The organism is Dysgonomonas sp. GY75, from assembly GCF_015234155.1.
Classification (GTDB): domain Bacteria; phylum Bacteroidota; class Bacteroidia; order Bacteroidales; family Dysgonomonadaceae; genus Dysgonomonas; species Dysgonomonas gadei.
Genome location: NZ_JADCLQ010000038.1, coordinates 76,789 through 90,907 on the forward strand (window position 1 = coordinate 76,789; position 14,119 = coordinate 90,907).

The following is a 14,119-nucleotide window of genomic DNA, read 5'->3' on the forward strand; positions in this document are numbered from 1 at the left end:
CCTGCTTTTACTTAGAATATGGAAAATAACACGAGAAAAGATAGCGCACAACAAAAACGGAAACCCGGTATAAGGCAATGGATATATGCCATCCTTGCCTGCGTATTATGTGTTTTATTTGTTATCTGGACAGGCTATTGGGGAGTATTGATTCTTATCCCCGTTTTTATAGATATCTATATTACGAAATTTATCCCGTGGGGAGCATGGCGCAATGCCAAGAATCCGCATGTGAGAAAAGTGCTCGACTGGGTAGATGCTATTGTTTTCGCATTGGTAGGTGTATGGATCATTAATACATTCTTTTTCCAGAATTACCAGATACCGACTTCGTCTCTTGAAAAATCGCTCTTAGTCGGAGACTTCCTTTGTGTAAGTAAAGTTAGTTACGGGGCGCGTTCTCCGATGACTCCATTTTCACTTCCATTGATGCAGCATACATTTCCTGTTGGCGGATTTAAGTCCTATCTGGAAAAACCGCAATTGGAATATAAACGGTTTGCAGGTACAGGGCACATAGAGCGCAATGATATAGTCGTGTTCAACTATCCGTCCGGAGATACGGTAGCACTTAATTATCAGAATGCAGATTATTATGCAATAGCTAAAAAGGTTGGACGTGATGCAGTATGGAGCGATAAAAGGACATATGGAGATATAGTATACAGACCTGTAGACAGACGGGAAAATTATGTAAAACGGTGTGTCGGATTGCCCGGAGAAACTATAGAACTTATAAATGATATTGTTTACATAAATGATAAACCGATTGTCAGTCCGGAAAATATGCAGCTATTGTATTTTATCCAGACAGACGGTACTGAGATAGCTCCAAAGATATTTGAAGAATTGGGCGCCAGCGAGGATGACTATTTGTATACCAACAGTATGGGGCAAAAAATGGTATATTCTTTTAATCCCATGGGGATAGACGGTGCAGACAGCCTGAGACTGGCCAGTCTCGGATTTAAGTACAATAATGGAGGTTTCGGGCTTGCGTATCAGATCCCACTGACAAAAGCAATGGTAAGCAAAATAAAGGAAAAACCCTTTGTGCTGGCTGTATTCCCAATGAATGAGTTTAAGAAAAAAGCGGGGATTAAGCGTGATACTAATAATGGCGACTATGTATATCCTCTTACATGGACTCAGGATTGCTATTCGGGAGACTTTCCTAAACTGTGGATTCCTAAGCGCGGCGAAACTATAAAATTTGATACAGATGTGGATTACAAAGTCGCGGCTTATATCCGTTGCATCAAAAATTATGAACATAATGATTTTGACTACCGTGACGGCAAAGTGTATATCAACGGGCAGGAAGCCGATTCTTATACATTCAAATACGACTATTACTTTATGATGGGTGATAACCGTGACAATTCAGCCGATTCTCGTGCCTGGGGATTTGTTCCCGAAGACCATGTGGTGGGTAAACCATTATTTATATGGTTGTCTCTGGATAAAGATAAAGGATGGTTTAGTGGTAAGATTCGCTGGAACAGATTATTTACATCGGGGAATAAGACGAAATAGTCCCCCTAAATCCCTTCAGGGGGACTTACAGGGAGGGTAAAGATAAATATTGTTGACTTGTAACTTGTAACAGCCCGTAGGGCGAAGTAACCTGTAACTAATTCAATGTCTTCAAAAAAGAAAAATATATACGTTTATTTGGGCAAAGTAATTCTTGTTACTTTGCTCATTGTTTTATTGGTGCGTACATTCTTCCTTGAATCATTCTCTGTATCTTCCGCACAAATGGAAATGACACTGCTGAAGGGTGATAAGATACTGATAAATAAAACGGCCTATGGTATCCGTATGCCGGTAACTTTATTGAGCATCCCGTTCACTTTCGACAAAATATTCGGGATTAAGTCTTACTCTGCGGCTTTGCAAGCGCCGTATAAAAGGTTTTTTGCACGCAGTGTGGACAGGGATGATATAGTGCTTTTCAATAATCCGCTGGAGACAGATAAACCGCTGGATAAGCGGAGTTTTTTACTTAGCCGTTGCGTCGCTCTGCCCGGAGATTCTCTGCAAGTAGAGAATGGCTTGTTTATTATCAATGGAAAGCCGTATTCGGGCTGCCCGAATACAATGGAAGAATACAGTTTTAAGGCACTAGCTAAAAAAGAACTGGAAGATATAGCTAAGGAGTTGCAGATATTTATACCCGTAGGCACGGCGCAGGGTGATAGTGTAATCACGCACTTGAGTAAGTATGATGCATTTGTGCTGAATGAAAGTTTATCGGATTCGCTTACGCTTGTTCCCTGCAAAAAAGATACGCTAATAAGCCATATGTTCCTTATTCCCTTTAAAGGGAAAATAATAGATATGGATGAAAATAACCTTATTATGTATAAGCAGATGATTTTGCAGGAGCAGAAAGGAAAAGATGTAAGAATAGAGAAAGGAGAACTGTTGATAGATGGTATAAAACAAATGGAATATACTTTTGAAGACAGTTATTATTGGATGTTGTCCGATAACAGCATTCATTCCACAGATTCAAGGTCTATCGGATTCATTCCGTTCAGTAGTATTGTAGGTAAGGCCAGTTTGATTTGGTATAGTTCGGATGAAAACGGCACAAGAAAGGAACGTTGTTTCTCTTCTATAAAATAAGTGACCGATGAAATCAAATAGCATATACCTTTCTTCTGCATACCTCGCTCCGGTTCAGTATTATACCAAGTTTCTTCTTGCCGGCCGTGTTCTTATCGAACAAAACGACAATTATATAAAGCAAACATATCGTAACCGTTGCACCATTGTTTCGGCAAATGGTGGAATATCCCTGTCTATTCCCGTCGAACATTCATCAAAAGATAAGACTTTGATGAAAGATATCAGGATTGCCCAGCATGGTAACTGGCAGCATATGCACTGGAATGCTATTGTATCGGCTTATAATTCGACACCTTTTTTTGAATATTATCAGGACGATTTCTATCCATTCTATCATAAAAAGTTCTCTTTTCTGCTCGATTATAATGAAGAATTAAATAATCTGATTCTCCATTTGTTGGATATAAATCTGCCCCAAATACAGCATACGGCGGTTTATAAGACCGAATTTACGGATACGGAGTCTGATTTCAGAGAACTGATCCATCCAAAAAAAGATTGGAAACTGTTGGATGCCGATTTCTCACCTGTACCGTATTATCAGGTCTTTGAGCAAAAATTCGGATTTGTAGCTAATATGAGCATTATTGATTTATTGTTCAATATGGGAAATGAAAGCCAGATAATACTTGCGAATTCAGTTAGGAAAAAATTATGAGTTTTGGGGAAAACTTTATCTATGAATATAGCTAATAGCTTGTAGCCGTTAGCTGACAGTTCTTTGAAGTATTGGGATAAGTAGTAAGAATTAAGTGAAGAACGGAAAATTATACGAGATACAAGTTAATTGAAAAAGGTGTAACCTTTGTTACCTTTTGAGAAAACTGTAGGGGCGAATAAACATTCGCCCGCAATCAATATCGGGCGAATGTTTATTCGCCCCTACAAAGAGAATGTAAAACCTGTTAAGTTCGTCACTTTTTTATGAAAGAGATGCTTCACTCTGTCTGACAAGCTAATTATTAATTTTTCATTCTTAATTATTAATTGTTTTCAGTGTTACCTTTGTTACTTTTTAACCATACACTGTTAACGAATATAAAAAACACAAGTAAAAAATAGAAGAAAAGTTGTCAGATGTGTCAGATTTTAACAAAATATAGTTAATAAATGAAAATATTACAATGGGCTGTAAATTGAACTTTGCGACTTAGCGTCCTTGCGCGAGAGTACTGTTCACTGATAACTGTTCGCTGATATATGTGTTACCTGTGTTACTTTTTAACAAGTAGTAAGTTTTAAGAACAGTATTTCTATTTATGGTAAAGTTATTTGTGCGATAGCCAAGCTAACGGCTAATAGCTATCAGCTAAAAGCTGAAATATATGTTACTTTTGTTACCTTTTAGAGGGTTGCATAGATCACATGTATTTTTCCGCTTTCCGTGGTCAGGGGCCTCTGATTGGAGATTGATTTAAGCTATTTTATGTCCTTAGAGACATATTTATGTATAAAACGTTGTATTTTTGCGTAAAACTTGGAAAAACAGATGTTACATTTTTTGAAAAGGCATATCTTATTTTCGCTTATTTTAGTTGCAATTTCCCTGATTGCAGTAGCTTGTGCCAATATGGCATCCCCAACGGGAGGCGCTTACGATCTGGAAGGCCCTAAGGTGGTAAGTAGTAATCCCGGATTTAATGCAACTCAAGTGAAAAAAGGGAAGATAGTCATTGAGTTTGATGAGAATGTTACCATAGAAAGACCTTCGGAAAATGTAATCATTACCCCGCCCCAGAAGGCTTTTCCCGTTATTAATACGGTAAACAGAAAAGTAAATGTGGAGCTTAGGGACACTTTATTGCCGAATACAACATATACAATTGACTTTACAAATTCTATTGTAGATAACAATGAGAAGAATCCGATAGAGAATTTTTCCTTCTCTTTCTCTACAGGCGATGTGGTCGACTCTATGGCCGTATCGGGCAAAGTATTGACGGCAGATAATCTGGAGCCTGTAAAGGGTATTTATGTCGGTCTTCATTCTAACCTGAATGATACTGCTTTTACCAAAACTAAGTTTGAACGCATTTCCCGTACAAATGAATCCGGTGACTTTACCATTCGTGGTGTTGCTCCCGGCAAATATAAGTTGTATGCGCTGGATGATTCTAACCGCGACTATATATATGATAATCCGTCAGAAGCCATTGCTTTTATGGAAACCATCATAGAGCCGGCATCCGAAAGGGCTTCGCGCTTCGATACCACTTATGTGGACAAGGAAAAGAAAGTGATAGATACCGTTGTGGCAGTACAATATACTCGCTTTTTGCCGGACAATATAGTATTACGTACGTTCAAATCCGGCTTTCAGCGGCAGTTCCTGCAAAAACATGAGCGTACTCAAAATAAACTCTCCCTCTTCTTCGGAGCACCTACGGAGATGCCTCAGGTGGAGCCGTTGAACTTTGATGGAAATAAAGACTGGTTCATAATGGAGAGGACGCCTAAAAACGATACTATTACATACTGGATCAAGGATAAAGAGGTGATGGCAATAGATACATTGTCTATCCGGCTTACTTACCTGAAGACAGATACGCTGAATCAATCCCTCCCGGTAACCGATACCCTGACCTTTATGGACAGAACCCGAAAACCGGTAAAAGACGATAAGAAGAAAGAAAAAAAGAAAAAGGAAGGAGAAAGCGACGAGCCTGAGATCACTTTCCTGAACATAGTGAATAACCTTTCTTCTACATGGGATACATACAAAAGTATTTCGTTGTTGTTTGAGGAGCCTATTACAGACACTTTATCCAACAAAATAAAATTGCAGCAGTTGAGGGATACTGTATATCATGATATTCCGTTCCAACTGGAAGCCGATAGTGTAAATCCGAGAAAATATACTATCCGGAATAAATGGGGATATAATAATGAATACCGTATACAAATAGACTCGGCTTCTATATACAGTATATACGGACTATGGAATAATAAGATCGACCAGAAATTTAAAGTCAAGGCCGAAGATCAGTACGGACAGCTTGCTATCAGGGTTGCGGGTATAGATAGTATTCCTTCTTTTATGGAACTTTTAGATAAGTCGGATAAACCAATTCGTAAAACACGAGTCATAGATAATATTGCAGTCTTTAGAGACCTTGACCCGGGGTCATATTATGTACGCATTGTACTCGACAGCAATAATAACGGAATATGGGATACAGGTGATTTCCAGAAAGGCTTACAGCCGGAAATGGTTTGTTATTCTCCGAAGGAATATAAAATAAGGGCATTCTCAGAGGTTTATGACGATGAAGCCTGGGTAATAGACCCTGCCACATTAGGGAAACAGAAACCTTTGGAAATAACTAAGCAGAAGCCTCAGGAAAAAGAATCGAGACGGAAACAACTCGAAGAAAAAGAAGAACAAGAAAATCAGCAGAATAGAGAACGATCGAGAAATTCGACCGATCCGAATTCGAGCAGAAGCAATAATTCCCAATATGGGGCGAGAAGCAATAGTGGACAGAACATGAACAGTGGATACTAATGCCAATCGGTTTAAATAATAAAAGTATGGTAAAAAGAATTACAGGAATAGTGCTGATGTTATTGGTTTTAGTCAGCATAGAGACTCAGGGGCAAGGTAAGTGTAAAATAAATAACATTTACTTTCAGGCAGGTGAAGAAATGACTTATGACTTATACTTCAAATATGGCCTGATACATACTAAGGCCGGAATATCTACACTGAAGACTGTAGCTGAGAGGTATAATAATACCGATGCCCTTAAGATGACATTGATGGCTCAGTCGACGGGTACTGTAAGGAAAATATTCAGCCTGAGTGATACTTTGTCGTGTTATCTGACAAAAGATTTAGTGCCTCTTGCTTACATTAAGAATGCGGCGGAAGGGAAAGATTATACAAAGGAAAAGGTCACATATACCTATACAGGTGATAAAGTAAGTATAAATACGATAAGGCATAAAAACGGTGATTTTAAATTTAACGAGACACTAACGTCTAACTCCTGTATGTATGATATGATGAGTGTTGTGTATTATGCCCGTACTCTCAATTATTCAGGAATGAAAAAAGGAGAGACAGTTAGAGTCGACTTTATTTCGGGAAAGAAGAAGGTGAATATGGTGATAGAATATGAGGGAATAGAAACCGTAGAGGCAAACGATAATAAAAATTATAGCTGTATAAGACTTACATTGAGTATTATGGATGATGCTTTCAGCGATAAGAAAGAAGCCATGAAAGTGTATATTACCAATGATAATAACCGTATGCCGGTAAGGCTGGACTCTAAATTGAATATTGGCTCTACACGGGCGATGCTCAAAAGCTATAAAGGAAACAGGTACCCTGTACAAACGAAATAAAAGTAAGGCAGCTTCCCGGATTATACCGGAAGCTGCCCTTATATATTTATGCAGTAGCTATTCGAATAAGAATGGCTTAGTATCCTCCAGTTTAGCCCGTTTTTCTTCAAAGAAGAATTTCTCTTCGCCAAAGGCAGGCTTTAACTGATTGAACCATGTTGCTTTCGGGTCGTATTCGGCAAAGAAAGGAATATCCACCCATTTCGGATTTCTGCCTTGTATAAAGCGGAGGACGAATATTTTCTCTCCCTTTATTTCCTGCACGCCCAGCACCTGTATCTTTCCTGCATGATCGCTCATGCTGGGACCTCTTACGGTACGGCACAGACCGCTGACCTGCCTGTAAGCGCGACGGAATATCTGCCAGCACTTTTCCAGTGGCAATTCGAAGTAATGCTTCGATCCGGTATCGCGTGCAATGAACATATAATACGGGATACATCCCAGATCGACCTGTTTGCGCCACATCCTGGCCCATAGTTCGGGCTTGTCATTGATATTGCGCAGGAGAGGTGACTGGGTGCGTATCTGCGATCCTGTCGAGCGAATGCGGGCAATGGCTTGCTTAACGGCTTCGGTAGACAACTCTCTCGGATGGTTGAAATGCGCCTGAAGAGAAAGACTCTTACCCGAACGGTTCACTAATTCGAACAGGCGGATAATATCATCACTGTCTTTGTCGGTCAGATATCTGTATGGCCAGTATGCCAGAGATTTTGTGCCGATACGGATGGTACGGATATGATCGAATTCCGGTTCGAGGAGAGGTCTTATATAAGCTTCCAGCGTGGACGCATTCATTATCATGGGATCACCACCTGTAAATAGTACATCGGTGACTTCCTTGTGTAGGCGCAGGTATTTGAATAGTAAGTCGGCTTCTTTCATTGCAAATTTCAGTCCGCTCATTCCTGAAAACTGCGGCCACCGGAAACAGAAGGTACAATACGCATGGCACGTCTGTCCCTGGCTGGGGAAGAATAAAACAGTCTCGGGATATTTGTGCTGAATACCTTTCAGCTTTATTTCTCCCAGATAAGGTACGTTGTGTTCTTGTCCTGCCGGATTAGGGTTGAGGGATAATCGTATTTGCTGTATTTTCTCATTTAGTTCTTTTCCATCAGAATGCTCGTTCAGAAGCCTTTCTACTGCTGAGTAGTGCTTCTTCTCGAGCATGCCCCGCCTTGGGAAGTTCAATGTAAAAATAGGGTCGGTGTCAAGATTATCCCAATCTATCAGTTCATCCACCACATAGTTGTTGGTTTTAAATGGTAATACTCTTCCTACAACTTCGATATCCCTTACCATTTCCTCTGATAATGATGCTATCTGAGGAATGGAAAGAAAGTTGTGGAGAGTATATGATTTCAATACTCTATCCATCTTAATGTTAAAAATTTGATATATTTTGTTGATTTCTTACAATATACGGAAAATATTACCGTAAGTGGGGCTGTCTAAATATTCTGTTACATATTTTATAGTATTATAACATTTAGAAGTTTGGTCAGTTTTCCATTTTTACGACTAAGATTCCTTATCCTGTATTTTTTCGTTAACCAATTATCTATATTACATTAATGGGTTGATTGATCAATGTGTCAATGAGTAAATATGCTAATACAAGAGGTCTTTGAAATATATGGGAGAGTTGAAGAAAATTTCAAAATTAGCAGATTAAGAAAACGGAAATTAATATTCTGAAAACTGTGTCAAAAGCGTCAGATATGTCAGATTTTAACAAGATAATCATATGTTACTTCGTCTGTAGGACAGTTACAAATTATAAGTAAATAAACGATGAGCCATTGAATAAAAACAGTAATTTTTACTCAACAATATTAAAACAGTAAAAATTTGGAGGAATATTTATTCCTTCACTTTCACGTAAATGAGCTTTGTGCGGCTCTTATCTATATCACGTTCGTCTATTTCAAAAATCTTTTTCTGCGATTTTATCAAAGGGGTTAGTTTTGGGAAGCCATAGTTACGTGAGTCGAAATCGGGACGCTTCTTGATGATCAGGTTACCGACCTCGCCGAGATATGCCCAACCATCATCATCAGCTACATCACGTATTGTGCTTTTGAGTAGTTGGATAAGTTTCTTGTTTACAGGTTCAATATTAGTACTCTTGGTTTCTGTCGATGTTCCCGGTGATTGCGCGTTCTGCTGATTATCCGAATTCTCAAGTATCTCTATGTAAATGAATTTGTCACAGGCTACAATAAAAGGGTTAGGAGTCTTTTTTTCGCCTAATCCGAGTACGAACATACCGGATTCCCTCAATCGCACGGCCAGGCGGGTGAAGTCACTGTCGCTGGATACAAGGCAAAAGCCGTCTACTTTGTTGCTATGCAATATGTCCATTGCATCTATAATCATGGCAGAATCTGTTGCATTTTTTCCTGTAGTGTAGCTATATTGTTGTATCGGGGTTATGGCATGTTCGAGCAAGGGTTGTTTCCATCCCGAGACAGAGGGTTTTGTCCAATCGCCATAAATGCGTTTGATAGTTGGTATTCCGAATTTGGTTATTTCGTCGAGCATACCTTTTATATTAGAGTAGGGTATATTATCGGCATCTATAAGGACTGCCAGCTTCATATCTGATTTTGGTACCATACATTCAATTGTTAGTTCTTATCAAATATACGGTTTTTTGAAAAATGTAGCTTGTCTTTTTATGAAAAACATTTTTAGGCTTTTCATTTCGAGGTATAATCATCATGCACAAAATGCATGGTTTTATAATAACTGTAACGCAATTTCTGCACAGGCTTCTGCGTCGGCAAGTGCATTGTGATGATTTGTAAGTATATATCCGCAATCTTCGGCTACAGTATGTAATTGATGGTTGGAAAGGTGGCGAAGTTGACGCCTCGATGCGGCCAGTGTACAATAAAACCTGTAATCCGGATAATCCATCCGGTAAGTTTTAAATACGGCTTTCAGGCAAGTTTCATCAAATCCTTTATTATGCGCCACTAAAGGCAATTCTCCAATTAAAGGCTCTATCAGCATCCATACTTTTGAAAAAACATCAGCATTTATAGTATCCTCATATGTAAGGCCATGTACATTGCTGTTTCCGTAAATATAATAATTTGGTTCCGGTTGTATAAGGCTATAGAAGCGGTCACAGATAATTCCGTTCCGGACAATTACGATACCCACACTGCAAACACTCGACATTTGCTCGTTGGCCGTTTCAAAATCTATAGCTGCAAAATCCCGTAACATACTGTTTAATTATCAGGAATAAAATTAGAAAGAATATGCCAGACTGGAAAATTACTATGAGGGTGATTATATATAAAATAGGTTTATCTTTCTTGAATATCTTTATCTATAGGATATAGCTGATAACTCTTTGAAGTTTTGGAATAAGTAGTAAGTATAACGGAGTTCTAATTGTTAACTTTGAAAATATTACCTTTTATAATTTGTCTGATTCTTTATATATACAGATATCAAATATTTTTCAGAATTTACTTTAAATATGCTTATTATGTATTTGGTAAAATAATTATTTAATACTTATTTTACATTATCTAATATCAATTTACATTATGAAAAAAAATCTGACTTTTCTCATTTGTTTTTTTAGCATTACTTTTTCTGTTTTGCATGCAGAAGTAAAGCTACCTCGCATATTTTCAGACAATATGGTGCTTCAACGTGATAAGCCCATAAAGGTATGGGGCTGGGCTGATAAGAATGAAACGGTGGAAGTAAGTTTTCTCGATCAGCAAAAAAAGGTAAAAGCCGATAAAAACGGCAATTGGACTATATTGTTAACACCAGTGTCTCACGGAGGACCGTACACCATGCAGGTAAAAGGGAAAAATAATAGTATCACCTTTCAAAATATTCTTATCGGAGAGGTTTGGCTCTGTTCCGGACAGTCGAATATGGAATGGCAGGTAAAAAGCTCAATGAATGCGAAATCAGAGATTAGTAATGCCGATTTTCCCGAAATCCGGTCATTTAATGTTGTGAAAGATCTGGATATGAAACCTAAATCAGATCTCAAGGGTTCATGGGAGGTGTGCTCTCCTGCTACTGTAGGCGATTTTTCAGCTGTTGCATACTTCTTTGCCCGCAAATTGTATCAGGAACTGAATGTTCCGATTGGAATAATCAATTCATCGTGGGGAGGTACAGATATAGAAACATGGACTAGTCCCGAATCTTTTAGTAAGCTGGGCGATATCTTTAAAGAACGATACAAGGCTCTTAATATCACAGATTTTGACAAATTTGCTAAAGAAAGCGAAGAGGGGAAAAAAGCATTTACTCAGGCTATGCTCAATGACCCGGGGGTAGCAGAATCTTGGTTCAATCCAACTCTGAATACAAGCACGTGGAAGAAAATGCAGGTGCCGAAACTTTGGGATGGTGAACTGGGGTCCGTAGATGGTATTTTATGGTTCAGATACGCTCTTACACTTCCGGAGAGTGTTGAAGGAAAATCCGGAACAATACGGCTAGGCCCTATCGATGATAATGATGTAACATGGATAAACGGGATTAAGGTCGGAGAGACAAACGGATATAATATCAATCGTTCGTACGCAGTTCCGGCAAATGTCCTTAAAGCAGGGCAAAATATCATAACAGTGAAAATTGTGGATAATGCCGGTGGCGGTGGCTTATATGGAAAACCTGAAGACCTTACTCTGGATGCCGGTGGAAAATCATACCCTTTGGCCGGAGAATGGTTGTATAAGGTAGCGGTAAGTAATAAGGCCTTCAACTATGTAGAATTTTCTCCGAATATGTACTCATCCTTGCTCTATAATGCAATGATAAATCCGATTATTCAGTATCCGATTAAGGGTGCTATCTGGTATCAGGGAGAGAATAATGCAGGACAGGCTTATAATTACCGTACGCTCTTCCCGAATATGATTACAGACTGGCGAACAAAATGGGGCTATGAGTTTCCATTCTATTGGGTGCAACTGGCCAATTTTATGGCAAAAGACGATGTGCCTCAGGATAGTGACTGGGCTGAACTACGGGAAGCCCAAAGTATGACTTTATCTCTACCAAAAACAGGTGAGGCAGTAATTACAGATATAGGGGAAGCCAATGATATCCACCCTCGTAATAAGCAGGATGTAGGACTTCGACTGGCCTTAAACGCTTTGAATAAAGATTATGGTAAAACAGACATAATCTATTCCGGCCCGACGTTTAAATCGATGGAGGTAGATGGCGATAAGGCAATTATTAGCTTCAACAATATAGGGAAAGGACTCAAATCTACAAGTAAATACGGCTACATAGAGGGATTTGCCATTGCCGGGACTGATAATAAGTTTGTGTGGGCTAAGGCTTATATTGAAGGAGATAAGGTTATTGTCTATTCCGATAATATATCCAAGCCTGTATCTGTTCGTTACAGCTGGTCGAATAATCCCGATGTGAACTTGTTCAATTCGGAAGGATTGCCGGCAGCTCCGTTCAGGACAGACTGTCTGAAGGGAATTACACAAAGAGATTAAAAAATCAGAATATCAAGGATAAAGAAACCGCCCCAACTACAACTTAGTATGGGGCGGCTATAATTTAAGAATAATTGTCCGATCTTATTTTGCTGCAACGAATACTGCATTTTCAATAGATTGACGGAAAGCAAGGACTCCATCGTTGGAAAGTTCCACCTTTTGTTCCTTTCCATTTGGAAGATAAACGATGGCATTCTTTTCGTCTTCAAATTTAAGAACCTTGGTTGATTCGCCATTAGCGACTGCACTCCAGGTATTGGTAGTCTTGTCATAAACAAGTTCCATTTCCTGTCCTTCTTCGTTCTTGATATTGTATCCGTTTTCCAGTGTTTCAACGGTATAAACCCCGTTTTCACCCTGAACCTTTTTCACAATCCCCGCTTCAACAGGATTTTCACCCGACCAGAATTCAATAGAGTTGATAACAAGGATATCGGCCATCATACAAACCTCATACACCGGTACGATCCATAATGCTACAAATACAACCTCGTTAACGAACTTATTGTCTATAGTCTGATTCCATGCCAATACTTTCTTCGAAAGATTGAATGAACCAATACATGAGCTGAATAATAGTGTTCCTGCAAGAGCTATTGCAGCCACTGAAAAGAATCTCTTTTTCATAAAATTGTGCTTGTGATTAATTAAACATCTGAACAAAGATATAATAAAAATATATTAATAACCTTGGAGGTTCATTTTTTATTGCGAGGATGATGTTCTATTATTTCCTGGCGGAGATATTCTCTGTCCATGTGGGTGTATATCTCGGTTGTCGTGATTTTCTCATGGCCCAGCATCAACTGGATAGCCCGTATATTAGCTCCCCCTTCGAGCAAATGTGTGGCAAATGAATGCCGGAAAGTATGGGGACTAATCGTCTTTTTTATTCCGGCCTGATCTGCATATTGCTTTATAAAATGGAACACCATGATACGGGAAATGGCTGTTCCTCTCTTGCTTAGGAAGAGGATGTCTTCAGATCCTTTCTTTATATCCATTTCCCTTCGGTAGTACAGATATTTTCCGATTTCATTTATTGCAGTATGAGAGATGGGCACCAGTCGTTGCTTGCTACCTTTCCCCTCCACCTTTATAAAACCTTCGTCGAAAAACAGATCAGAGAATTTCAGATTCGTAAGTTCTGATATTCGCAAGCCACAGCTATAGAGAACTTCAAGAATAGCCCTGTTGCGTTGCCCCTCTTTTGTGGAAAGATCAATTACGGACATCAGCTTTTCTATTTCGTCAAGTGAAAGCACAGTCGGTAGCTTTAATCCGATCTTGGGTGTTTCCAGTAATTCGGTGGGATCTGCCTGCATATAGCCATCTAAGACCAGAAAATTATAGAATGATTTTATACCCGATATAATGCGGGCTACCGACCGGGCATTGATACCCAAATCGTAAAGCTGGGCGATGAACTGCTGCAAGTCGTCGAGTTTCATCTCTTCCGCTTTCAACCCTTCATTTTCCAAAAAGCCGGAAAGCTTATCCAGATCGGTCATATATGCATCTATCGAATTGGGCGAAAGAGACTTTTCCAGCAATAAATAGTTCCTGTATTTCTTTATTATGTTATCTTTTGTTTCCATCGATACTTGAATATAAGT

Annotated in this window: 11 protein-coding genes; 6 read left to right on the plus strand and 5 right to left on the minus strand. The window is 39.1% G+C overall.

What is annotated here, in order from left to right; all coding sequences use genetic code 11:
- The first annotated feature begins 18 nt into the window (after nucleotides 1–18).
- From lepB (IR083_RS16245) to IR083_RS16265, 5 genes are all read left to right on the plus strand, one after another.
- Entirely contained in the window at nucleotides 19–1,536 is a 1,518-nt protein-coding gene (gene lepB, locus IR083_RS16245; RefSeq protein ID WP_194225120.1) for a signal peptidase I, read from the plus strand.
- Nucleotides 1,537–1,674: 138 nt separating this feature from the next.
- Nucleotides 1,675–2,634, plus strand: a complete 960-nt coding sequence (gene lepB, locus IR083_RS16250) for a signal peptidase I (protein ID WP_242052455.1) — start codon at nucleotides 1,675–1,677, stop codon at nucleotides 2,632–2,634.
- A gap of 7 nt (nucleotides 2,635–2,641) precedes the next feature.
- Nucleotides 2,642–3,295, plus strand: a complete 654-nt coding sequence (locus tag IR083_RS16255) for a WbqC family protein (RefSeq protein WP_006798961.1) — start codon at nucleotides 2,642–2,644, stop codon at nucleotides 3,293–3,295.
- An 831-nt stretch (nucleotides 3,296–4,126) separates the two neighbouring features.
- The gene (locus IR083_RS16260; protein ID WP_006798962.1) at nucleotides 4,127–6,142 is read left to right on the plus strand and encodes an Ig-like domain-containing protein; all 2,016 of its coding nucleotides are present in this window, start codon (nucleotides 4,127–4,129) and stop codon (nucleotides 6,140–6,142) included.
- A 26-nt stretch (nucleotides 6,143–6,168) separates the two neighbouring features.
- On the plus strand, nucleotides 6,169–6,987 hold the full coding sequence (locus IR083_RS16265; RefSeq protein WP_006798963.1) for a DUF3108 domain-containing protein: 819 nt from the start codon (nucleotides 6,169–6,171) through the stop codon (nucleotides 6,985–6,987).
- A gap of 57 nt (nucleotides 6,988–7,044) precedes the next feature.
- On the opposite strand, the gene IR083_RS16270 is transcribed toward IR083_RS16265, so the two are convergent.
- The 3 genes from IR083_RS16270 to IR083_RS16280 form a co-directional block, all read right to left on the minus strand.
- The gene (locus IR083_RS16270) at nucleotides 7,045–8,370 is read right to left on the minus strand and encodes a KamA family radical SAM protein (protein WP_194225122.1); all 1,326 of its coding nucleotides are present in this window, start codon (nucleotides 8,368–8,370) and stop codon (nucleotides 7,045–7,047) included.
- Between the two features lie 486 nt (nucleotides 8,371–8,856).
- The gene (locus IR083_RS16275; RefSeq protein WP_194225123.1) at nucleotides 8,857–9,612 is read right to left on the minus strand and encodes an NYN domain-containing protein; all 756 of its coding nucleotides are present in this window, start codon (nucleotides 9,610–9,612) and stop codon (nucleotides 8,857–8,859) included.
- Nucleotides 9,613–9,735: 123 nt separating this feature from the next.
- Nucleotides 9,736–10,230 carry a 3'-5' exonuclease gene (locus IR083_RS16280; protein ID WP_006798966.1) on the minus strand — a complete coding sequence of 165 codons (495 nt, stop codon included), beginning with the start codon at nucleotides 10,228–10,230 and terminating at the stop codon, nucleotides 9,736–9,738.
- Nucleotides 10,231–10,559: 329 nt separating this feature from the next.
- On the opposite strand from IR083_RS16280, the gene IR083_RS16285 reads away from it, so the two are divergent.
- Nucleotides 10,560–12,500, plus strand: coding sequence for a sialate O-acetylesterase (locus tag IR083_RS16285; RefSeq protein WP_194225124.1), 1,941 nt, complete (start codon nucleotides 10,560–10,562; stop codon nucleotides 12,498–12,500).
- An 84-nt stretch (nucleotides 12,501–12,584) separates the two neighbouring features.
- On the opposite strand, the gene IR083_RS16290 is transcribed toward IR083_RS16285, so the two are convergent.
- Together IR083_RS16290 and xerD are read right to left on the minus strand one after the other, a co-directional pair.
- Nucleotides 12,585–13,130: a DUF3332 domain-containing protein gene (locus IR083_RS16290; protein ID WP_194225125.1), complete on the minus strand. Its 546-nt coding sequence runs from the start codon at nucleotides 13,128–13,130 to the stop codon at nucleotides 12,585–12,587.
- A 71-nt stretch (nucleotides 13,131–13,201) separates the two neighbouring features.
- A complete protein-coding gene (xerD, locus tag IR083_RS16295; protein ID WP_194225126.1) occupies nucleotides 13,202–14,101 on the minus strand; it encodes a site-specific tyrosine recombinase XerD in 900 nt (299 codons plus the stop codon).
- Nucleotides 14,102–14,119: the final 18 nt, after the last annotated feature.